The following is a 22,796-nucleotide window of genomic DNA, read 5'->3' as shown; positions in this document are numbered from 1 at the left end:
GCCCAGCGCCAACACCAGGAAAGCCGCCGGCGGGGTAATTTTTCTTAAAATCACAGCCCAGATCCGATGAGTTTCAAGCTGCAGCTAATTAGGCGGTGGTTTGGAAGGTGTCGGATCACATAGCCAGGTGTATTTATGGCCGACAGCCCACGCGAATTTTTGCTGGAAATGACTGATATCAGTAAATCATTTCCCGGCGTCAAGGCATTGGATAATGTGAATCTGCGCGTTCGTCCGCACTCCATTCATGCATTAATGGGAGAGAACGGCGCGGGGAAGTCGACATTATTAAAATGCCTGTTCGGCATTTATAAAAAGGATGCCGGCAGTATTATTTTTCAGGGCCAGGAAATAGATTTCAAAAGCTCTAAAGAGGCGCTGGAACACGGCGTGTCCATGGTGCATCAGGAATTAAACCTGGTCTTGCAGCGCACCGTGATGGACAACATGTGGTTGGGGCGCTACCCGACCAAGGGCATGTTTGTCGATCAGGACAAGATGCTGAAAGATACCCAGGCGATATTCGACGAGCTGGATATTGATATTAACCCGCGGGATAAAGTGGGCACGCTATCGGTATCGCAAATGCAGATGATTGAAATCGCCAAGGCTTTCTCCTATGACGCCAAGATTGTCATTATGGATGAGCCCACTTCATCGCTGACGGAAAAAGAGGTGAACCACCTGTTCACCATTATCCGCAAGCTGAAGGAACGCGGCTGCGGCATCGTCTATATCTCGCATAAGATGGAAGAGATCTTCCAGCTGTGCGACGAAATCACCATTCTGCGTGATGGCCAGTGGATCGCCACCCAGCCGCTGGAAGGGCTGGATATGGACAAGATCATCTCGATGATGGTGGGGCGTTCGCTCAGCCAGCGTTTCCCCGATCGACAGAATACGCCGGGCGAGGTGATCCTGGAGGTGAAGAACCTGACCTCCTTGCGCCAGCCTTCGATTCGCGACGTCTCTTTCGATCTGCATCAGGGCGAGATCCTCGGCATCGCCGGGCTGGTGGGGGCCAAACGTACCGACATCGTCGAAACCCTGTTTGGCATCCGCGAAAAAATTGCGGGTACCATCAAGCTGCACGGTAAAACCATCAACAACCACAGCGCCAATGAGGCGATAAACCACGGTTTCGCACTGGTCACCGAAGAACGTCGTTCCACCGGGATTTATGCCTATCTGGACGTGGGGTTCAACTCGCTGATCTCCAATATTCGCAACTACAAAAATAAAATCGGCCTGTTGGATAACGCCCGCATGAAAAGCGATACCCAGTGGGTGATCGATGCCATGCGGGTCAAAACCCCGGGCCACCATACCCACATAGGTTCGCTGTCGGGCGGTAATCAGCAGAAGGTGATCATCGGCCGTTGGCTGCTGACTCAGCCGGAAATATTAATGCTGGATGAGCCGACGCGCGGCATTGACGTCGGCGCCAAATTCGAAATTTATCAGCTGATGACCGAACTGGCGAAGAAGGGCAAGGGGATCATTATTGTCTCGTCTGAAATGCCGGAGCTTTTGGGAATTACCGACAGAATACTGGTGATGAGTAATGGTCAGGTTGCGGGCATCGTCAACACCAAACAGACCTCGCAAAATGAAATTTTACGTCTCGCATCCCTGCACCTTTAAGGATCAGAATTATGAACGCGCTGAATAAAAAAACTTTGTTCACCTATTTCAAGGAAGGTGGCATTTACGTAGTGTTGCTGGTGCTGCTGGCAATTATTATTATCCAGGACCCGACCTTCCTCAGTCTAATGAACCTGAGCAATATCCTGACCCAGTCTTCGGTGCGCATCATTATTGCACTGGGCGTGGCGGGGCTGATTGTTACCCAGGGGACTGACCTGTCCGCCGGGCGCCAGGTTGGCCTGGCGGCGGTGATCGCGGCGACGTTGTTGCAGTCGATGGATAACGTGAACAAGGTATTCCCGCATATGGAAACCTGGTCGATCCCGCTGGTGATCCTGCTGGTGTGCGCCGTGGGTGCGGTGATCGGTCTGGTGAACGGTTTGATCATCGCTTACCTCAATGTGACGCCGTTTATTACCACGCTGGGCACCATGATCATCGTTTACGGCATCAACTCGCTGTATTACGACTCCGTTGGCGCCTCGCCAGTGGCGGGGTTTGATCCCAAGTTTTCCACCTTTGCCCAGGGGTTCCTGCGTTTTGGCGACTTTAAGCTGTCGTACATCACCTTCTACGCCATCATTGCGATTATTTTTGTCTGGATCCTGTGGAATAAAACCCGCTTCGGCAAAAATATTTTCGCCATCGGCGGCAACCCTGAGGCAGCCAAGGTTTCCGGCGTGAACGTGCCGCTGAACCTGATCATGATTTATGCGCTGTCCGGGGTGTTCTACGCCTTCGGCGGCTTACTGGAAGCGGGCCGTATCGGCAGCGCCACCAATAACCTGGGCTTTATGTATGAACTGGACGCCATTGCGGCGTGCGTGGTGGGCGGGGTGTCCTTTGCCGGCGGCGTCGGGACGGTGCTGGGGGTCGTGACCGGGGTCATCATCTTTACGGTTATCAACTACGGCCTGACCTACATTGGCGTTAACCCTTACTGGCAGTACATCATCAAGGGCGGCATCATTATCTTCGCCGTGGCGTTGGACTCCTTAAAATACGCCAAGAAAAAATAGTTGTGTCTCAGCTATGAAAACGGCCAGCAAATGCTGGCCGTTGCTGTTTCCAGGGCGGCATAAAGCTTATTTGGCCTTTTGTTTTTCCGCAGCCAGCTTGTGTTCCAGCTCAACCAATTGCTCTGGCGAAACTGCCGGGTAGCCTTGGGCATCTTCCGGTACGGTATGCATGGCGGAAATGGGGATCAGTGGCCCGAGGAAGCGCGGCTCGCGTTTTAGTATGTACAAATCGGTCAGTGCGCCAAGGCGGGCGAAGATCTCGCGTGCCCGTACCGTCATCATGTCTTTTGGCGAAGGAACTGCGTAGCACTGAGCCTGGATCCCCATATGCAGCGCGATAAACAGCGCGCGCTCGCAATGGAAGCGCTGGGTGATAATGATAAAGTCGTTGGTGTCGAACACTTTGCGGGTGCGGACGATAGAGTCAAGAGTACGGAAACCGGCATAATCCAGCACGATATCGCTGGGCGCCACGCCGGCGGCGATCAAATCGCGGCGCATGGTCATCGGCTCGTTGTAGCTTTGCTGGGCATTGTCGCCGCTCAGCAGCAGGTATTTCACTTTGCCGCTGTTATAGGCATTAATCGCGCCCTGAATGCGGTAGCGATAATATTGGTTGATCACGCCGGTGCGGTAATATTTGGCCGTGCCCAGTACCACGCCGACCTGGCGATGAGGCAGGCCTTGCAGTTCGTCATAGACGTAAGGCGCGGTTTTCCAGCTGATCCAACGATCGAGCGCGAGAGCCGAAAGCATCAACAGCGCAGTGATGATGAACAGGCTGATTATCAGGCGTTTCCACATGTTATTGCCTTACGCGCACAGGGGCCAAAAAAGATGGCTCAAGGCTACTTTACCTGACAGGCCGACGCAAGCTTGACGCCCTATCAAGCAAGCATTGCACCGCATTTTTAGGCGGTTTGAGCATAAAAAAAGCCCGGCGAGCCGGGCCTGATGTTTAACTGTGCAAATCAGAATGAAGTGCGCTTATAGCTGCGGTATTGCGGGCGCCAGAAGTTGTGTTCGATGCCTTTCGACAGCGCTTCTTCTGAGGTGACCACAGCAACGCCTTGCAGCTGTGCCGCTTTACCCACTTCCATGGCAATGCACTTGGACACGCCCTGAATATCGTCGATATTCGGCAGCAGTGCGCCATGCCCGTCGGTCGCCAGCGGCGAACAGTCGGCCAGCGCACGGCTGGCGGCCATCAGCATCGCGTCGGTGACGCGGGTGGCGCCGGAGGCCAGTACGCCCAATCCAATCCCCGGGAAGATATAGGAGTTGTTGCACTGGGCAATCGGGAATACCTGATCTTTGTAGCTCACCGGCGCAAACGGGCTGCCGGTTGCTACTAATGCAGCGCCTTCGGTCCAGTTAATGATGTCTTCCGGGCGGGCTTCCACGCGGGAGGTTGGGTTGGACAGCGGCATGACGATCGGGCGCGGGCAGTGCTTGTGCATTTCGCGGATCAGTTCTTCGGTAAACAGGCCTGGCTGGCCCGAAACGCCGATCAAAATGGTTGGCTTGGCATTACGCACCACGTCCAGCAGGGAAATGGCATCGCTTTCTGTCTGCCATGCGGTCAGATGCTCGCTCTTTTGCACCAGCTTGCTCTGGAAATCGAGCAGGTTAGGCAGTTTGTCGGTCAGCAGGCCGAAACGGTCGACCATAAAGACGCGCGCGCGGGCTTCGTCTTCGCTCAGGCCTTCGGATTTCATCTGCGCGATAATTTGCTCGGCAATACCGCAACCTGCAGAGCCGGCGCCCAGGAAGGTGACGGTCTGATCGCGCAGTTGGCTGCCGGCGGCGCGGCTGGCGGCGATCAGGCTGCCCAGCGTGACGGCTGCGGTGCCCTGAATGTCGTCGTTGAAGCAGCAGATTTCGTCACGGTAGCGGTTCAGCAGCGGGGTGGCGTTATTCTGCGCAAAATCTTCGAACTGCAGCAGCACGTTCGGCCAGCGGCGCTTGACCGCCTGGATAAACTCTTCAACAAAGGCGTGGTATTCGTCGCCTGAAATACGCGGGTGACGCCAGCCCATGTACAGCGGATCGTTCAGGCGCTGCGGGTTGTTGGTGCCGACGTCCAGCACCACCGGCAGGGTATAGGCCGGGCTGATGCCGCCGCAGGCGGTGTACAGCGACAGTTTACCGATTGGAATGCCCATGCCGCCGATACCCTGGTCGCCCAGACCGAGAATGCGCTCACCGTCGGTGACGACGATCACCTTAACGTTTTGCTTGGTGGCGTTTTGCAGCATGTCGTCAATGCGGTCGCGATTAGGGTAGGAGATAAACAGCCCACGCGCCCGGCGGTAAATATCGGAGAAGTGCTCACAGGCCTCGCCCACCGTCGGCGTGTAGATGATCGGCATCATCTCGCTCAGGTGCGCTTCCAGCAGGCGATAGAACAGGGTTTCGTTGGTGTCCTGGATATTACGCAGATAAATGTGTTTATCGCTGTCGTTTTTGAAATCCTGGTACTGGCGGTAGGCACGTTCCGCCTGCTCTTCGATGGTTTCTACCGCTTCTGGCAGCAACCCGTGCAGGTTGAAATGGCTGCGTTCATCCTCGGTGAAAGCGCTGCCTTTATTGAGCAGCGGAAATTCCAGCAGAATAGGGCCGGCATAAGGGATGTAGAGAGGGCGTTTGCTTTCGTATTCAAGTTCCATGGCTTTTGCTCTTCAACGTATCGGATAACTTTATGAGCTAGATCCTAAAAGATCGGGGAAATATGTACAGCAATTGTTATCGGATCATGAGGTAAATTGGCGTAATTATCGACGATCAAGTCCTAATTTAACTAAAGAAAGTGTTTTAAGACGTGAATGCCATTGTAATCGGCTGGCGGGGCTGGTAACAGCGGTGCCGGGCAGCACCGCCAGGGGGCAGATTTAGAAAGTGATACGACTGACATTTTGGCAACCCAGCGCGGCCAACGTGGCGCGGGTGGCATCCCATTGGGTGAGGATGGCACTGTCGGGCTCGGCCAGCACCGCTCGAACCACTTTTTGGCAGTCGCCGCCGGAGACGTTCATCAGAATCAGCGCGGCCTGCAGCGGCGGCAGGCTGGGGTTGAAGGCTGCGTTTTCCGCATAACGACCGCTATAAATCGTCCCGTCTTCGGCTTCCAGTGCGACGCCGCTGTGAGCATTGCTGTAGGGCGCGTGACTCTGATTGGCGGCAGCCAGCGCGGCCATCTCCAGTTCGTCGGTCAGCGTCAGTTGGAAACCATGATCGACGCGGTCCATCAGCAACGTGGCGATATTCAGGTCTTTCGGGCCGAAGGCATCCGGCAGATAGTCGCCCAGGGTGGCCGGTTCGCGACCGGGCAGACGAATTTTCAGCGTGGTACCACTGTTGAGTTCGTTCATAAACTGACGGCAGTGGCCACAAGGCGTGTAGTTAACGGTGATGGAGGCTAACGCTGATTCGCCGCGTAGCCAGGCATGAGTCACGGCACACTGCTCTGCATGAATGGTTTGTTGCATCGGCGCGCCGCTGAACTCCATGTTGGCGCCAAAATACAGGTTGCCGCTCTGCCCGCGAGCAATGGCGCCAACATAAAACTGCGAAATCGGCGCTAACGAGCAGGCCGCCGCCAGCGGCAGCAGAGCGAATGCCAGAGCATCATCATCCAGCCCGCAGCGCTGCTTGATAGCATCCACTTGTTCCGCCTTGAGCATGGCCGGAAAATCAGGCGCATCAAAATAAGGCAGCAGGGCGGATTGCAATGTGGCGGGCAGTTCAGCAAAAGCGGTTTGAAAACGCGGGTGCATAGAAACTCTCTCTACAGGTTAACGGGATAACATTCTAGGCAGCCCGGCGCGAATAAAGTGTGATGTAAATCTCTTTATTGATGAAATCAATGCAATGAAAACCATAAATGCGAGATGTATCGCAAGTTTTAGGCCTTAGGCAAACAGGTGCAACAGTACCGGAAACAGAAACGGCGCCAGCAGCGAGGTGATGATGCCGCAGATCACCAGGGCCAGTGAACCAAATGCCCCTTCCTGATAGTCCATTTCTGCACAGCGTGCCGTGCCGAGCGCATGTGACGCGGTCCCCATAGCCAACCCGCGTGCCGAGCGGGTGGTGATTTTCAATACTTTGAACAGCGTATGCCCGAAAACCGCGCCGAGAATACCGACGAAAATCACGCAAACGGCGCTGATTGCCGGAATGCCGCCGAGCGACTCTGCGACCGCCATGGCGATGGGCGTGGTGACCGATTTTGGCATGATGGAAGCGGCAATTTCCGGCGTAGCCCCCATCCATAAAGCGATGGCGCCGCCGCTGATCATCGCGGTGAGGCTGCCGATAAAGCAGACGGCGATAATGGACTTCCAGCGGGCGCGGATCTGATGCAGCTGTTCATACAGCGGATAAGCCAATGCCACTACGGCCGGTTGCAGCAAGTCATTGAGGATTTTACTGCCCTGAAAATAACGCTCATAAGGAATGCCGGTCAGCAACAGCAGGGGGATGATCACCGCCATCGACACCAGCAGTGGGTTCAGCAACGGCATGTTCAGCCATTGCGCCAGTTTGCGCGCTGCAAAATAGATGGCCAGCGTCAGCGGTAATGACCACCAGATTTCATGGATCATTTTTCGCCCTCCGCGGCATCAGGCTTGCCGATGATGCTGCGCTCCCGGTGGAAATAATGTGAGGTGTAGCCGACCACCACCAACACCATCAGGGTGCTGACGATGCAGGACACCACCAGCGGCCCCAGATGCTCGATAATCTGGTCATAGTATTTCATCACGCCCACGCCGATAGGCACGAACAACAGCACCATATAGCGGATCAGCAGGTGGCAACCGGGTTTGACCCATTTGGCCGGCAGAATTTGGGTGGAGAGCAGGGCGAACAGCAATAGCATGCCGATAATGCTGCCCGGAATGGCGATCGGCAGCAGAGCCGCGATGGCATTGCCGGCGAGCAGACAAAGGTAGATAAGGACGAATGCCCTCAGGTATTTCCAGCACAGAGTGAGTAGCTTGGCCATAACTTAATCCCGTTTAACCGATGCATTCATCATACAATTAAACTGTGATCTTCGCCACAAATCACACCATGAATTCTCTCTATGGCTACCATGCCGATGGGGCTGGTTGACAACCGCGATGAAAAGGGACGCGGGTTTATTCTGCACTGGCGAAGTTGGCATTCTGTTGTTGCCTCTGCGCTAGGCGATGCCCGAGAAAAAAGAATAGCAGGCTGAGCAGCGCAGCAGCAATCAACATCAGAAACATCATTTGCGGCGCGGCGTAGCTGAGAATAAAACCGCACAGTACCGGATTGATGGCGCCGCCCAGAGCGCTCAGGTTTTGTACGCCGTAATAGCTGCCTTTCAGATGCTGTGGCGCGATGAAGTCGATAAACATATATTCCACCGGGATCACTATGATTTCGCCCAGGGTGAATATCGCCATGGCAAGGATCCAGAGCCAGAGCGATTGCCCGGCCAGCCAAAAACCGATCAGCCCGAGAATGAAAAATAGCGTGCCCAGCGCCAGCCAGCGCAGCATATTTTCCTGGCGCATGCCGCGGCTGAGCAGATACTGCAGGGCGATGACGATACAGGCGTTGACGATCATCACCGCCCCAATGACCTGATAAGCGAACTCTGCATTAGAAACGGTGATCAGGTATTGCGATAAATAGCCGGAGAACTGGCCAAAAACCACCGCACCCAGCGTACTGCCAAGGGTAAAGTAAATCAGCCGGCGATCGTTACGCAGGATGGTCAGCGTCTGGCGAAAATTAGGGCGCGCGGCGGGCGTTGCATCCAGCGCGACCGGGGCCGTAGCGGACTGCCTGCGCAGGATGACGTTCAGCGTCGCCACCGTGAATAAAGCCAATCCACCGGAAAGGTAAAACGGCAACAGCGGATCCAGACCTGCCACCAGTACCCCCAACGATGATCCAACCGCCCAGCCGACGTTGACCAGCGTATAGTTTATTGAAAAGGCTTTGATGCGCTGCGCGACCGGCAGCCAGTCGGCAAAGCACGCTTTAATGGTGATGCCCAATACGGAATAGGCGGTATGTAAAATAGCCAAAACCACAACGATACCCCCCGGCCGCGGGATCCAAGGGATAGCGAAAAAACTCAGGGCGAACAAAAGAATGGAAATCAGGATCAGCGTGTTTTTGTTGAATTTGTCTACCAGGTAGCCGCCATACAGGCTGGCGAAAATGCCGATCGCCAGGCTGATACCCAGAATGATGCCGACGCTTTTGGGCAGCAGATGAAAATGCCCGGTCAGATAGATAGTAATGAACGGCAGCGTTACGCCGCGGCCAATGGTCAGTACCAGCGAACTGACCAGCAAGGCGTTAATCAGCGGTGGGAATCCCTTCATATCAGACCTGTTTATGCATACAGTGATAAAACCAGTATGGATAACATAGCTCATTTTGGCCGTCTGGGAAGAGGCGATGTAAAAAAAGAGGTTACCTCGGTAACCTCCTGGAGAGGGATTACTTGCCGGTTTTAGCCTGTAGCCTGGCGAACCACTGCTGGACTAAGCGCATAAAAAGGGCCGAGCAAGCTCGACCCTTTAGAGGTTGGAAAACCGGTGTTATTTCACCTGCATACCTGGCTGTGCACCGCTGTCCGGGCTCAGCAGGAAGATCTCTTTCCCTCCTGGGCCGGCAGCCATCACCATGCCTTCAGAAATCCCGAAGCGCATCTTACGCGGTGCCAGGTTGGCGACCATGATGGTCAGACGGCCTTCAAGCGCTTTCGGATCCGGGTAAGCGGAGCGAATGCCAGAGAAGATCTGACGTGATTCGCCGCCCAGATCCAGCTGCAGCTTCAGCAACTTGTCTGAACCTTCAACAAAGTCGGCGCTCTTGATCAGTGCAATGCGCATATCAACCTTGGCGAAATCGTCAAAGGTGATGGTTTCCTGAATAGGATCGTCCGCCAACGGCCCGCTGACCACTTTCGTTGCCGCCATGTCTTCTTTCGAGGCGCTAACCATTTCATTGACCTTATCCAGGTCGATACGGTTGAACAGCGCCTTGAATGCGTTGACCTGATGCCCCAACAGCGGTTGCTGGATGCTGTCCCAGGTAAGCTCGCAGTTGAGGAAGGCTTCGGTACGTTCGGTCAGTGACGGCAGCACCGGTTTCAGATAGGTCATCAGCACGCGGAACAGGTTGATACCCATGGAACAGATGGCCTGCAGATCGGCATCGCGGCCTTCTTGCTTCGCCACCACCCAAGGAGCCTGTTCGTCCACATAGCGGTTAGCCAAATCGGCCAGCGCCATGATTTCACGGATTGCACGGCCCGACTCACGGCTGGCGTAGGCATCGGCGATGCTTTGCGCTGCGTTAACGAAGGTCTGGTACAGCGCCGGATCGGCCAGCTTGTCGGCCAGTTGGCCACCGAAACGCTTGCTGATAAAGCCGGCGTTGCGCGAAGCCAGGTTGACCACTTTATTGACGATGTCGGCGTTCACCCGCTGCACGAAATCTTCCAGATTCAGGTCGATATCGTCAATGCGTGAAGACAGCTTGGCGGCGTAGTAATAACGCAGGCAGTCGGCATCCAGGTGTTGCAGGTAGGTGCCGGCCTTGATGAAAGTGCCGCGAGATTTGGACATCTTGGCGCCGTTCACCGTCACATAGCCGTGCACGAACAGATTGGTCGGTTTGCGGAAGTTACTGCCTTCCAGCATCGCCGGCCAGAACAGGCTGTGGAAATAAACGATGTCTTTACCGATAAAGTGATACAGCTCGGTCGTGGAGTCCTTACGCCAGAACTCGTCGAAATCCAGATTGCCGCGCTTGTCGCACAGGTTTTTGAATGAACCCATGTAACCGATAGGCGCATCTAGCCAGACGTAGAAGTATTTGCCCGGCGCGTCCGGGATTTCAAAGCCGAAATACGGCGCATCGCGGGAGATATCCCACTGTTGCAGGCCGGATTCGAACCACTCCTGCATCTTGTTTGCCACCTGTTCTTGCAGCGCGCCGGAACGGGTCCAGGCCTGCAGCATTTCGCTGAACGACGGCAGATCAAAGAAGAAGTGCTCTGAATCACGCAATACCGGCGTTGCCCCGGAAACTACGGATTTCGGCTCGATCAACTCGGTCGGGCTGTAGGTCGCGCCGCAGACTTCGCAGTTGTCGCCGTATTGGTCCGGTGATTTACATTTCGGGCAGGTGCCTTTGACGAAACGGTCGGGCAGGAACATGCCTTTCTCCGGATCGTACAGCTGTGAAATGGTGCGGTTCTTGATAAAGCCGTTTTCTTTCAGGCGGCCGTAAATCAGGCTCGACAGTTCACGGTTTTCATCGCTATGGGTGGAATGATAGTTATCATAGCTGATGCCAAAACCGGCGAAATCCTGTTGGTGCTCCTGGCTCATCTCCGCAATCATTTCTTCCGGCTTGATGCCCAACTGCTGAGCTTTCAGCATGATTGGCGTGCCGTGCGCGTCGTCCGCACAGATGAAATGAACCTCGTTGCCGCGCATTCGTTGGTAACGAACCCAGATATCTGCCTGGATATGCTCGAGCATGTGGCCGAGATGGATGGAACCATTTGCGTACGGTAGCGCGCACGTCACCAATAATTTTTTCGCGACTTGAGCCATAGTGAGAACTTGGTTTCTGTAATGAATAAAAAGGGTCTTCGATGTTACCCGATCGCGCCCGCTACGGCTAGGGCGGTTTCTTTGTGCGGACATGCGCCGACCGGCGCTCACTTCTGATATGCTTAGCGGGAAGCTATCCATTCAAAATCAAGGAGCCGGGATGAACGCAAAATCCCCCGAGCAGACCAACCCCGAAGTTCTGCGTGCCCTGGTGACCGGTGTACTGGCCGCCTTTGAACACCCGACGTTAAAAAACAATCTGACTGCGCTGAAGGCAATTCACCACTGCGCGCTGCTGGATAATGTGCTGCATATTGAATTGACCATGCCCTTTGCCTGGCAAAGTGGTTTTGAGGCGCTCAAAGACAGCGTCAGCACAGAACTGCTGCGCGTGACCGGCGCCGAGGCGATTGACTGGAAACTGAAGCATGATATCACCACGCTGAAACGCGCCAACGATCAGGCCGGCATCAAGGGCGTGCGCAATATTATCGCCATCAGTTCCGGCAAGGGCGGGGTGGGCAAATCCACCACAGCGGTTAACCTGGCGTTAGCGCTGGCGGCAGAAGGCGCCAAGGTCGGCATTTTGGACGCCGACATCTACGGTCCATCAATCCCGAACATGCTGGGGACGGAAAACGAGCGACCAACCTCACCGGACGGTCAGCACATGGCGCCGATCGTGGCCCACGGGTTAGCGACCAACTCGATCGGTTATCTGGTGACCGATGACAACGCCATGGTTTGGCGTGGCCCAATGGCCAGCAAGGCGCTGATGCAACTGCTGCAGGACACGCTGTGGCCGGATCTGGACTATTTGGTGCTGGATATGCCGCCGGGTACCGGCGACATCCAGTTGACGCTGTCGCAAAATATTCCGGTCACTGGCGCTCTGGTTGTTACAACACCGCAGGATATTGCGCTGCTCGATGCCGCCAAGGGCATTGTGATGTTTGAAAAAGTGCATGTGCCGGTCTTGGGTATCGTGGAAAACATGAGCGTGCATATTTGCAGCAACTGCGGACATCACGAGCCGATCTTCGGTACCGGCGGGGCGGAGAAGCTGGTGAAGAAATACCACAGCCGCCTGTTGGGGCAACTGCCGCTGCACATTTCTCTGCGCGAGGATTTGGATCGCGGTGCGCCAACGGTGATAAGCCGACCGGACAGCGAGTTTGCCGAACTGTATCGCCAACTTGCCGGACGGGTTGCTGCGCAAATGTACTGGCAGGGCGAGGCGATCCCGACGGAAATCTCTTTCCGCGCGCTGTAATCGCCGCAGGCAGGAAAATAAAAACCCCGGCTATCTCCGGGGTTTTTCTTATGGTGCTGTGACGTGTTTGTGCAAATCGGCGCGGGTATAAGGGTGTTCGATGTGCGCGAGGGTTACAGCAATATGTTCCAGCAGGCCTTGCGTGGGCGCCGGTTGTCGATTGCCCATCAGCGCCAGTGGTAAGGCCAGAGCGGCGATAATTCTCGGCCATGAAAGCTGTGGCCGCACCTTACCGCGTTGCAGCAACAGAAATAAGGTACTGGCCAGATAACCAAGCACTAGCCCGCTAACCACTTCCGAAGGTGAATGCACCTGAATGGCCAACCGCGATAGCCCTATGGTGAGTGGCAGGACCAAGCCGAACACTAACGCCATGCTGCGTACGGCATGGGAAAAACGTCCGGTCAGCGTCCAGAGGAATACTGGCCAGATGCTGGCGGCCAGGGCTGAATGACCGCTAAAACCGGTAAAGTCATAACTTTCGATGCCAATCCCCCAGCCCATAAAGGCCAGCTTGGACACACATACCACAGCGCCGGCGCTGCCGAAGATCAACGCCCATTGCCAGCCGGCGGTTCTGGTGGCGCGCGGGACGACCAATGCGACAAAGAGAATTAATGCACATGGCAACAGCAACATGCTGTCGCCAAAAAATGTCAGAAAATACCAATCCAGCACGTCAGACTCCGATAAAATACAGCACCCCATGGGTAGGATGATGAGCAAGCATGGGAGTTTATCTCGTGACGCCCAATTGCCCTAGACGCAATAATCTTAAAACGTTGCAAGCACCGTTGTGGCGAAATAACTGCAGATAGCAACCACCAGCGCCAATATAGTCTGGCGCAATGCCCGCTAACTCCCTATAATTGTCGCGTTTTAGTCCCCCCCTTCACACTACGAAATCAGGTCTTTAATTTTATGACTGACAAGCCGCATCAGTGCGTCATTATTGGTATCGCCGGCGCATCTGCCTCCGGAAAAAGCCTTATCGCCAGTACGTTGTATCGTGAGCTTCGCGATCAGGTTGGCGATGAACATATCGGCGTTATTCCTGAAGACAGTTACTACAAAGACCAGACACACCTGACCATGGAAGAACGGGTCAAAACAAACTATGACCACCCGAGCGCCATGGATCACAATCTGCTGTTCCAGCATCTGCAAATGCTGAAATCGGGCAGGGCGATAGAGTTACCTTTGTATAGCTACACCGAACACACGCGCAAAAAAGAGACTGTTCACCTGGAACCGAAAAAGGTGATTATTTTGGAAGGGATCCTGCTGTTAACGGACATCCGTTTACGTCAGGAAATGAACTTCTCGATCTTTGTCGATACGCCGCTGGATATTTGCTTGATGCGTCGTATGAAGCGCGACGTGAATGAGCGTGGTCGTTCAATGGATTCGGTAATGGCGCAATACCAGAAAACCGTTCGTCCGATGTTCCTGCAGTTTATCGAACCTTCCAAACAATATGCCGACATTATTGTCCCTCGTGGCGGCAAAAACCGCATTGCGATCGATATTCTGAAAGCCAAAATCAGCCAATTCTTTGAATAATGCCGTTCAATGGCCGGAAAACCTGTGTTTCCGGTCAGCGGGCAACTATTTGCGCTGCGGCGTAGACCTTTCGCCCGTTGTGTGGCAATTTTTGTTTTAGTGACACGCCTGATGGAGATAAAGAAATGAGACTGTGCGACCGTGATATAGAAGCCTGGCTGGATTGCGAAAAGCTGGTGATTTCACCGCGTCCGCCGATTGAGCGTATTAACGGGGCCACAGTGGATGTCCGTTTAGGCAATCAGTTCCGCGTGTTTCGCGGCCACACCGCCGCGTTTATCGATCTCAGTGGGCCGAAAGACGAAGTCAGTGCCGCATTGGATCGCGTGATGAGTGATGAAATCGTTCTGCCAGAAGGCGAAGCCTTCTTCCTGCATCCGGGCGAACTGGCGCTGGCGGTGACGCTGGAGTCGGTAACGCTGCCAAACGATCTGGTGGGGTGGCTGGACGGGCGTTCTTCTCTGGCGCGCCTGGGTTTAATGGTGCACGTTACCGCACACCGTATCGACCCAGGCTGGCAGGGCCGAATTGTTCTGGAGTTCTATAATTCAGGTAAGCTGCCATTGGCATTACGCCCGGGCATGCTGATTGGCGCGCTGAGTTTTGAACCGCTTTCTGGGCCGGCGGCACGTCCTTACAACAGCCGGCAGGATGCAAAATACCGCGATCAGCAGGGTGCGGTAGCCAGTCGAATCGACAAGGACTAACAGCGCTGGAAGCACTGTCGGTGGGGCGTTGACAAGAGGATGGCATGAGAAGATTACTGACGACTTTGGTGATTTTGCTGGTGGTGCTGGTGGCGGGAATGTCTGCGCTGGTGCTGTTGGTTAATCCGAATGATTTTCGCGCCTATATGGTCACGAAGGTCGAACAAAAGAGCGGTTATCATCTGACGTTGGACGGTGAGCTGCGCTGGCACATCTGGCCACAGCTCAGCATCCTTGCAGGGCGCATGACGCTGACAGCCCCCGGAGCCACTGCGCCGGTGGTGAGCGCCGACAACATGCGGCTGGATGTCAAACTGCTGCCGTTGTTATCGCATCAGCTGTTTGTGAAACAGGTTATGCTGAAAAACGCCGTTATCCGCCTGACGCCCGACAGTGAAGAGCAGACCCAACCTGACGCACCGATCGCCCCCGCGGGCCATTCCGAAGAGTCGGCAGAGGCGCCGTGGAAATTTGATATCGATAATCTTCGCGTGGTGGACAGTCTGCTGATCTGGCAGCGTGCCAACAACGAGCAGATTAACGTTCGCGATATCAACCTCACCCTGCAGCAAAATGCCAAACGCCAGGCGCAAATGGAACTTTCCAGCCGGGTGAACCGCAATCAGCGCGATCTGAGTTTCAGTATGGCGGCGGATATCGATCTGCAGCAATTTCCACGACGCATTGCCGCCAATGTGAGCCAGTTCAGTTATCAACTGGAAGGTGCTGACATTCTGGCCGGCGGTATTAAGGGCGAAGGCAGCGCTCAGGTGGTATATCAGCAAACGCCACAGCAAGTCGCACTAAGCCAGCTTAGCGTTAGCGCAAATGACAGCACGTTCACCGGTGACGCCGACATTAAGTTCGGTGAAATCCCGGCCTACACGCTTAACCTGGCGTCCACTGTGCTTAATTTGGATACATTTACCGGTTGGCAAGCCAGCAGTTCACAAGCTCAGCCATCACAGGTTGTGACCTCAGCGCCGGTCATAGCCAGCCAAATGGACGATCCTCAGCACAATCTTGAGGTGCTGCGAGATTTTAATGCTCAACTCAATTTAAGCGTGGATCAACTGACTTATCGCGGCATGAACATTGCCCATTTGGTGCTGCAAGCGGATAACCGGCAGGGGTTGTTGACATCTCATTCGCTCTCTGGACAGTTGGCTGGCGGTGATTTTGCGTTGCCAGGGACGTTGGACGCACGGGGGAGCCGTCCGGTCATCACGGTGCAGCCGGTTGTGAAACAGGTTGAACTTGGCACCGTTTTGAAAGCGTTCGAGATGCCACAGGTGTTGACCGGCAAATTCAGCATGCAGGGGGATTTAACCGGCGATCGCTTTACCTCACAGTCATTTGAACGACGTTGGCAGGGCACGGCTCAGATGACGATGCAGGACGCGCAGTTGCATGGTCTGAATATTCAACAGTTGATTCAGCAAGCGGTGGCGCGTAACGACAGCAGCGTACGCGGGCAAGACGAATATCAACGTTATACCGAAGTGAAACAACTGTCGGCGAAAGCCAGCCTTAATCGGGGCACGGTAAAAATTACCGAGCTGGGCGCAGATTCCCCATTGTTGAACCTGAGTGGCGGCGGTACCGTGGATATGCCGGGCAAACAGTGCGATATGGCGCTTAATGTCCGGGTAACCGGCGGTTGGCAGGGACGCGACGATCTGATCCAACAACTGCAGAAAACGCCGATCCCACTGCGGGTTTATGGCCCGTGGAACCAGCTTAACTACCAATTGCAGGTCGATCAGATATTGCGTAAAACGCTGCAGGACCGGGCGAAGGACGCGCTGAACAAATGGGCAGAAAAGAACCAGGATTCACGCGAAGGGCAGGATCTGAAAAAGCTGCTCGATAAACTCTAATCTTAACGATGCGGGTCGGTTCTCGGCCCGCATTTTTGATAAACCCCGTAAAGTGTTTCTCCCCCCAATAATTTCCTCCCGTAACATTGACGAACATCATGATGCATTTGACTGAGTTTGTGCAGAGTGTGCGCAGTAAGGCGATTTATACGCTTTGGCATGGTCAATAACGATAATGATAAGTTGAGGGAATATGATAGAGCTTCTGATTGGGGCGGTCGTCGCGGCGGGCGTTGGCCGCTACATCATCAAGGGTTACTCCGCTACCGGAGTGTTGATGGTGGGGGGCTTATTGCTGTTGGCAATCAGCGCCCTGATGGGCAAAAGCCTGTTGCCTGCCAGTGCTGCCACTACCGGGTGGCGTGCGACTGACATCATCGAATACGTCAAAATCTTGCTGATGAGTCGCGGTGGCGATCTTGGCATGATGATTATGATGCTGTGTGGCTTTGCAGCTTATATGACGCATATTGGTGCTAATGATGTGGTCGTAAAGCTGGCCTCACGTCCATTGCAGATGATCAACTCTCCTTATCTTTTAATGGTGGCAGCCTACTTTGTCGCTTGCCTGATGTCACTGGCGGTATCATCCGCTACCGGCCTGGGCGTATTGCTGATGGCAACGCTATTCCCGTTGATGGTTAATGTCGGCATCAGCCGCGGTGCAGCGGCGGCTATCTGCGCTTCGCCTGCGGCGATTATCCTGGCGCCAACCTCCGGTGATGTGGTATTGGCCGCCAAGGCAGCGGAAATGCCGCTGGTCGATTTTGCTTTTAAAACCACTTTGCCCATTTCCATTGCGGCCATTGTCTGCATGGCCATCGCGCATTTCTTCTGGCAACGCTATCTGGACAAAAAGGGCAACGAACAGCATCACATTATGGATGTGAGTGAAATCACTACTCACGCACCGGGGTTCTACGCCGTGCTGCCTTTCACCCCTATCCTCGGGGTGTTGGTATTTGACGGTAAATGGGGGCCGGAACTGCATATCATCACCGTGTTGGTCGGGTGCATGTTACTGGCAGCGGTAATCGAATTCCTGCGCAGTTTTAGCGCCAAACAGGTGTTCACGGGATTGGAGGTTGCTTATCGCGGTATGGCGGATGCTTTTGCCAGCGTCGTGATGCTGTTGGTGGCAGCCGGCGTTTTCGCACAGGGGCTTAGCACCGTCGGATTTATCAGTGGGCTGATCAGTCTGGCGCAGTCGTTCGGTACCGGTGGCATTATCATGATGCTGGTACTGGTGGTGATTACCATGCTGGCAGCCATGACGACCGGTTCGGGGAACGCACCTTTCTATGCTTTCGTTGAGCTCATTCCCAAGTTGGCGGCGCAGATGGGGGTTAATCCGGCTTATCTGGTGATCCCGATGCTGCAGGCTTCAAATCTGGGGCGCACCCTGTCGCCGGTATCTGGCGTGGTGGTTGCGGTGGCCGGCATGGCTAAGATCTCGCCTTTTGAAGTGGTAAAACGCACTTCGGTGCCGGTGATTGTCGGGTTAATCGTGGTGATTGTGGCGACGGAGCTGCTGGTTCCCCAGCATTTATAAAAGGGGCCGGGTCATACCCGGCCAGGCTTTACACCTCGTAGTCCGGCTCGGGCACCGACAGCGGGGTGATTTTCACTTTCAAGATACGGTGGCTACTGACTTCCAGCGGTTCGAACAGGTAGTCACCGATCCGCAACTGCTCGCCTTCCTGAGGAATACGCTGGCTGTGCTCCATCAACAGGCCGGCCAGCGTGTGATACTCACGCTTGTCTTCCAACGGCAACGGCAGGTACAACACCAAATCTTCCAGTGGCATATAGCCGTTAGCGGTCCAACTGCCATCCTCATTTTGCTGGATATCATGCCGGGCATCCACTTCCTCACCGGCTTCCGGCAGGTTACCGGCGATGGTTTCCATCACATCGGTCAGCGTGACGATCCCTTCCACCGAGCCGAACTCATCGACCACAAAGGCAAAATGCGTCTGCGCCTGACGGAATTGTTCCAGCGCGCTCAGCAGGGTTAACTGCTCGGGGAAGATCAGCGGTTGCAGCACCAGCGCGCGTAAATCTAGCGGGGCCTGGGTAAGCTGTTGTTTCAACACGTCAATGGTGTGAATAACGCCGAGCGGTTCATCACTGGCGCTGTTTTCCACCACCACGATGCGCGTATGCTGATTTTTTTCCAGCAGTTGGGTCAGCTTTTCCTGTGGGTCATTCAGCTCAAGGTATTCCACATCATGGCGGGAAGTCATAATGCTGCTTACCGTACGCTGGGCCATGCCCAACACGCGTTCGATCATATGGCGTTCCTGCTGATTGAAAATCTCGCCGCTTTCACTGTCGCTGTCGGCCAGCAGGTTGGCTGAGTGGCTGTCGACTTCCGCTTCTTCATGTTTGCCGCTCAGCATGCGCAGCACGGCCTCTGCCGTCCGTTCGCGCAATGGTCGCACTTTGGAAAGAAAGCGGCGCCGATTGAACTGCGACAGCTGGTTCAACGCTTCGATCATCACCGAGAAGCCAATTGCAGCGTACAAATAGCCTTTTGGAATATGGTAGCCGAAGCCCTCGGCGACCAGGCTAAAGCCGATCATCAGCAGGAAGCTCAGGCACAGGATAACGATTGTCGGGTGGGCGTTGACGAAGCGTGTTAAGGGCTTGCTGGCCAGCAACATCAGGCCGATAGCGATACAAACCGCAATCATCATGACGGCGAGGTGATCAACCATACCGACGGCAGTGATCACCGAGTCGAGCGAGAATACGGCATCCAACACCACGATTTGCGCCACCACCGGCCAGAAACGGGCACCCTTGCGCGAGCCATGTTGCTCTTCATCTTTACCCTCCAGCCGTTCGTTAAGCTCCATCGTGGCTTTGAACAGCAGGAAGATCCCCCCAATCAGCATGATAAGGTCGCGACCGCTAAACGGATGTCCGGCGGCAAAAAACAGCGGTTGGGTCAGCGTAGCCAACCATGAGATGGAGGCCAACAGGGCCAAACGCATCAGCAATGCCAGTAACAGGCCTACGACGCGAGCCTTATCTCTCTGATGTTTAGGTAATTTTTCCGCCAGAATGGCGATAAAGATAAGGTTGTCTATACCCAGAACGATTTCCAGCACGACCAGAGTGGCCAGGCCGGCCCAAATTGTTGGATCCGCGATCCATTCCATACGCCCAATTTCACCTGTAAGTTCGACGGCTTATGCCGCCAGTGAATGATGGGTGTTGCACCGGGAAAATTCAACTTTAAAACCATGGCCTGGAAGGCTAAGGATGCAACATGACGGAAATCACTAAAATAATGCATAAAAAATCACCCCGTTGAAGGGCATTCGGAATGAACTGTGGCGAGAAATAGGTGGTTTTCGGAAAAGAGAGTCCCTGGCCGGAGCATGGCATCAGACGCCTGATGATAAAATCAGCGTTAGTATAAATTTTAAAAATCAATCCGTTATAGGTTTGGCTGGCTGCTACACTTTGTTCAGTCTGCTCCAGTGGGTAGTCTTATTCTGAAAAGGGCATCCAACGGGTATCTTAGGCTTGTATCGATAAGGTAATAGTATAAGAATCTTAGCCACATAAACATTTACAAGTATCATCGTTTGGTTATAAGGGCGTATTTATTTTGTTTTTTCTGTGATCTATCTATCGCTTAACAAACGAATACGGCCCCTAATTTACATCAAAGTGAGATTGGAACCCCCAATCAACCCATAGAGAACGATGACAGTGCACTGGTAGCTGAAAGCCAGGGGCGGTAGCGTGTCCAAATCATACGGCCCCGGTTTCGTAAATATCTGGAAACAGGCTTAAGTCGGCTACGTTATAGTTATTAGATTGTGGATAAAAAAATGCAAAAGAGACTGAAGGCTGTGATCCCTGTAGCTGGCCTGGGAACCCGTATGTTGCCGGCGACAAAAGCTATTCCTAAAGAAATGCTGCCGGTGGTCGATAAACCACTGATTCAGTACATTGTGAATGAGTGTGTGGCCGCCGGGATCAAAGATATTGTGTTGGTCACCCACTCCTCCAAAAATGCGATTGAAAACCACTTCGATACCTCGTTTGAGCTTGAGGCGGTTTTGGAATCGCGCGTTAAGCGCCAGTTACTGGAAGAAGTACAGACTATCTGCCCGGCAGATGTGACGGTGATGCAAGTGCGTCAGGGTCAGGCTAAAGGTTTGGGGCACGCGGTGTTGTGCGCCAAACCTATGGTAGGCGATGAGCCTTTCGTCGTTTTGCTGCCTGACGTATTGCTGGATGATTCCACGGCAGATCTGCGTAAAGAAAACCTGGCCAAGATGATCGAACGTTTTACGCTGACTGGCTTTAGCCAGATCATGGTGGAACCGGTACCGGAGCAAGACGTCTCTAAATACGGGGTTGTCGATTGCGGTGGTGCAACCTTATCTGCAGGTGAGAGTACCCCGATGACGGCGGTCGTTGAAAAGCCAGCGCTTGAAGATGCGCCTTCTAATCTGGCGGTAGTGGGACGTTATGTTCTGTCTGCCGATATCTGGCCACTGCTGGAAAAAACCTTGCCGGGCGCCGGTGATGAAATTCAGCTTACCGATGCCATTGCGGCATTGATGGGGCAGGAAACCGTTGAGGCTTTTCACATGAGCGGCAAATCACACGACTGTGGTGATAAGTTGGGTTATATGAAGGCATTCGTGCAGTATGGTCTGCGTCACAGCTCGGAAGGCGAAGGCTTTACCCAATGGTTGAAGCAGACGTTGAACAGCAAGTAAGAGTTACGGCTAAAATACGATCACAAGATCGATAGAGGATTATCATGACTAAGTTGAAAGCTGTCATTCCTGTTGCAGGTCTGGGTATGCGTATGCTGCCTGCAACCAAGGCTATTCCGAAGGAAATGTTGCCGATCGTTGATAAGCCGTTGATTCAATACATTGTCAATGAGTGCGTCGCTGCCGGGATTAAAGAGATCATCTTGGTGACGCATTCATCAAAAAATGCGATAGAAAACCATTTCGATACCTCGTTCGAATTGGAAGCGATGCTCGAAGCGCGCGTAAAGCGCCAGTTGCTGGATGAGGTGCAGTCTATTTGCCCTAAAGGGGTAACCCTGATGCATATTCGTCAGGGGCAGCCTAAAGGTTTAGGGCATGCTGTACTGTGTGCCAAACCTCTGGTAGGGAATTCACCTTTTGTGGTTCTGTTACCGGATGTCTTGCTTGACGATGCGAAAGCCGATCTGAAGAAAGACAACTTACCGCATATGATTGCTCGCTTTGAACAAACGGGCTTGAGTCAGGTGCTGGTACAGGCTGCTGATGAACATGTCCTGCATGATTACTCCGTTGTGGAATGTGAAACTAACAGTTTGCAACCCGGTGAGAGTTCGAGGATGACCTCTATTATCGAGAAACCGGGCCGTGAGGTTCAGTTGAAATCGAATTATTCTGCAGTAGGGCGCTACGTTTTGTCCGCGGATATCTGGCCACTGTTGGAGAAAACAGAGCCAGGCGCTTGGGGAAGAATTCAGCTCACAGATGCCATTGCTGAACTGTTAAAACACAAGCCGGTCGAGGCTATGGAGTTGGTGGGTGAGTCGTTTAACTGTGGCGAAAAAATGGGCTATCTGAGAGCGTTTGTCACTTACGGCTTACGCCATCCTACCCAAGGCAAAGCGTTTCGCGAATGGGCTGAAACGCTGAAGTTGTGATATCCCTCAAATCTTGGGCGGCTGGCATAAACATGTCTTGTTTATTACGTTAGCCGCCTCATTTCACATAAATGTTTTTATATTAGTATCTGATAGCTTGTGGAATAATGCGGCGTTCAAGTGATAGGTCGCAATCCCATTACGGCACGGCAAAATTTTGTAAGCACCTACTCGTTGTGATTCAGCAGATATAGCAGTCACTGATGGCGAAAATGATACGGCTGATAACAAGAAAGTCGCAATTTTTCAATAGGCCATATTAACTCTTTTAACTTCAACAGTGGCTTAACGTTCTGACATTTTAGCGATCTGTGAAAGGTACCTATTTGCGAGTGGGCAGCTCAATGCAGGAACATAACAACGCAATTTGGTAAGGTTACAAACATGCAGCCATAGAGGCTAG

General features: G+C 53.8%; 18 protein-coding genes. 9 read left to right on the top strand and 9 right to left on the bottom strand.

Going from position 1 to position 22,796, the window contains the following annotated elements:
• Window positions 1-135 precede the first annotated feature (135 nt).
• A complete protein-coding gene (mglA, locus tag ACMGG1_RS16470) occupies window positions 136-1,644 on the top strand; it encodes a galactose/methyl galactoside ABC transporter ATP-binding protein MglA (protein WP_020825993.1) in 1,509 nt (502 codons plus the stop codon).
• 11 nt (window positions 1,645-1,655) lie between these two features.
• Window positions 1,656-2,666 carry a galactose/methyl galactoside ABC transporter permease MglC gene (gene mglC / locus ACMGG1_RS16465; protein WP_012005998.1) on the top strand — a complete coding sequence of 337 codons (1,011 nt, stop codon included), beginning with the start codon at window positions 1,656-1,658 and terminating at the stop codon, window positions 2,664-2,666.
• 66 nt (window positions 2,667-2,732) lie between these two features.
• Here mglC and sanA read toward each other — a convergent pair whose 3' ends face one another.
• The 7 genes from sanA to metG all read right to left on the bottom strand — a co-directional run bounded on the left by sanA (window position 2,733) and on the right by metG (window position 11,284).
• Window positions 2,733-3,470 (bottom strand): outer membrane permeability protein SanA, encoded by a 738-nt coding sequence (gene sanA, locus ACMGG1_RS16460; protein WP_020825994.1) that lies wholly within the window; start codon window positions 3,468-3,470, stop codon window positions 2,733-2,735.
• Between the two features lie 167 nt (window positions 3,471-3,637).
• Window positions 3,638-5,335, bottom strand: a complete 1,698-nt coding sequence (locus tag ACMGG1_RS16455) for an NAD-dependent malic enzyme (RefSeq protein ID WP_128864032.1) — start codon at window positions 5,333-5,335, stop codon at window positions 3,638-3,640.
• 222 nt (window positions 5,336-5,557) lie between these two features.
• Window positions 5,558-6,442 carry a cytidine deaminase gene (cdd, locus tag ACMGG1_RS16450; protein ID WP_048761681.1) on the bottom strand — a complete coding sequence of 295 codons (885 nt, stop codon included), beginning with the start codon at window positions 6,440-6,442 and terminating at the stop codon, window positions 5,558-5,560.
• Window positions 6,443-6,577: 135 nt separating this feature from the next.
• Window positions 6,578-7,273, bottom strand: coding sequence for a CidB/LrgB family autolysis modulator (locus tag ACMGG1_RS16445; RefSeq protein ID WP_020825997.1), 696 nt, complete (start codon window positions 7,271-7,273; stop codon window positions 6,578-6,580).
• On the bottom strand, window positions 7,270-7,677 hold the full coding sequence (locus ACMGG1_RS16440; protein WP_142815623.1) for a CidA/LrgA family protein: 408 nt from the start codon (window positions 7,675-7,677) through the stop codon (window positions 7,270-7,272). Before ACMGG1_RS16440 ends, ACMGG1_RS16445 begins: the two co-directional genes overlap by 4 nt.
• Before the next feature lie 136 nt (window positions 7,678-7,813).
• Entirely contained in the window at window positions 7,814-9,037 is a 1,224-nt protein-coding gene (locus ACMGG1_RS16435) for an MFS transporter (protein ID WP_409324824.1), read from the bottom strand.
• A 219-nt stretch (window positions 9,038-9,256) separates the two neighbouring features.
• Window positions 9,257-11,284, bottom strand: coding sequence for a methionine--tRNA ligase (gene metG / locus ACMGG1_RS16430; protein WP_142815622.1), 2,028 nt, complete (start codon window positions 11,282-11,284; stop codon window positions 9,257-9,259).
• Window positions 11,285-11,444: 160 nt separating this feature from the next.
• Here metG and apbC point away from each other — a divergent pair, with 160 nt between their 5' ends.
• Window positions 11,445-12,557: an iron-sulfur cluster carrier protein ApbC gene (apbC, locus tag ACMGG1_RS16425; protein ID WP_217330982.1), complete on the top strand. Its 1,113-nt coding sequence runs from the start codon at window positions 11,445-11,447 to the stop codon at window positions 12,555-12,557.
• 48 nt (window positions 12,558-12,605) lie between these two features.
• On the opposite strand, the gene ACMGG1_RS16420 is transcribed toward apbC, so the two are convergent.
• Entirely contained in the window at window positions 12,606-13,235 is a 630-nt protein-coding gene (locus tag ACMGG1_RS16420) for a phosphatase PAP2 family protein (protein ID WP_217330983.1), read from the bottom strand.
• Between the two features lie 243 nt (window positions 13,236-13,478).
• Here ACMGG1_RS16420 and udk point away from each other — a divergent pair, with 243 nt between their 5' ends.
• The 4 genes from udk to dcuC all read left to right on the top strand — a co-directional run bounded on the left by udk (window position 13,479) and on the right by dcuC (window position 18,259).
• Window positions 13,479-14,120, top strand: coding sequence for a uridine kinase (gene udk / locus ACMGG1_RS16415; RefSeq protein WP_020826003.1), 642 nt, complete (start codon window positions 13,479-13,481; stop codon window positions 14,118-14,120).
• A gap of 125 nt (window positions 14,121-14,245) precedes the next feature.
• The gene (dcd, locus tag ACMGG1_RS16410) at window positions 14,246-14,827 is read left to right on the top strand and encodes a dCTP deaminase (protein ID WP_012006010.1); all 582 of its coding nucleotides are present in this window, start codon (window positions 14,246-14,248) and stop codon (window positions 14,825-14,827) included.
• Window positions 14,828-14,871: 44 nt separating this feature from the next.
• Complete coding sequence (gene asmA / locus ACMGG1_RS16405; protein ID WP_128864035.1) at window positions 14,872-16,707, top strand: outer membrane assembly protein AsmA; 1,836 nt, start codon at window positions 14,872-14,874, stop codon at window positions 16,705-16,707.
• Between the two features lie 193 nt (window positions 16,708-16,900).
• Window positions 16,901-18,259: an anaerobic C4-dicarboxylate transporter DcuC gene (gene dcuC / locus ACMGG1_RS16400; RefSeq protein WP_128864036.1), complete on the top strand. Its 1,359-nt coding sequence runs from the start codon at window positions 16,901-16,903 to the stop codon at window positions 18,257-18,259.
• Between the two features lie 28 nt (window positions 18,260-18,287).
• Here the strand turns inward: dcuC and ACMGG1_RS16395 are convergent, their stop codons facing one another.
• Window positions 18,288-19,874: a TerC family protein gene (locus ACMGG1_RS16395; RefSeq protein WP_128864037.1), complete on the bottom strand. Its 1,587-nt coding sequence runs from the start codon at window positions 19,872-19,874 to the stop codon at window positions 18,288-18,290.
• Window positions 19,875-20,555: 681 nt separating this feature from the next.
• Between ACMGG1_RS16395 and galU the strand changes: the two genes are divergently transcribed.
• A complete protein-coding gene (gene galU, locus ACMGG1_RS16390) occupies window positions 20,556-21,455 on the top strand; it encodes a UTP--glucose-1-phosphate uridylyltransferase GalU (RefSeq protein ID WP_414160860.1) in 900 nt (299 codons plus the stop codon).
• 44 nt (window positions 21,456-21,499) lie between these two features.
• Complete coding sequence (locus ACMGG1_RS16385; RefSeq protein WP_259216705.1) at window positions 21,500-22,393, top strand: sugar phosphate nucleotidyltransferase; 894 nt, start codon at window positions 21,500-21,502, stop codon at window positions 22,391-22,393.
• Window positions 22,394-22,796 lie beyond the last annotated feature (403 nt).

It is taken from the genome of Serratia sp. BNK-12, from assembly GCF_047456085.1.
GTDB lineage: Bacteria > Pseudomonadota > Gammaproteobacteria > Enterobacterales > Enterobacteriaceae > Serratia > Serratia liquefaciens.
The sequence above is the reverse complement of the archived record's forward strand: the minus strand, read 5'-3'. Positions and strand labels throughout refer to the sequence as shown.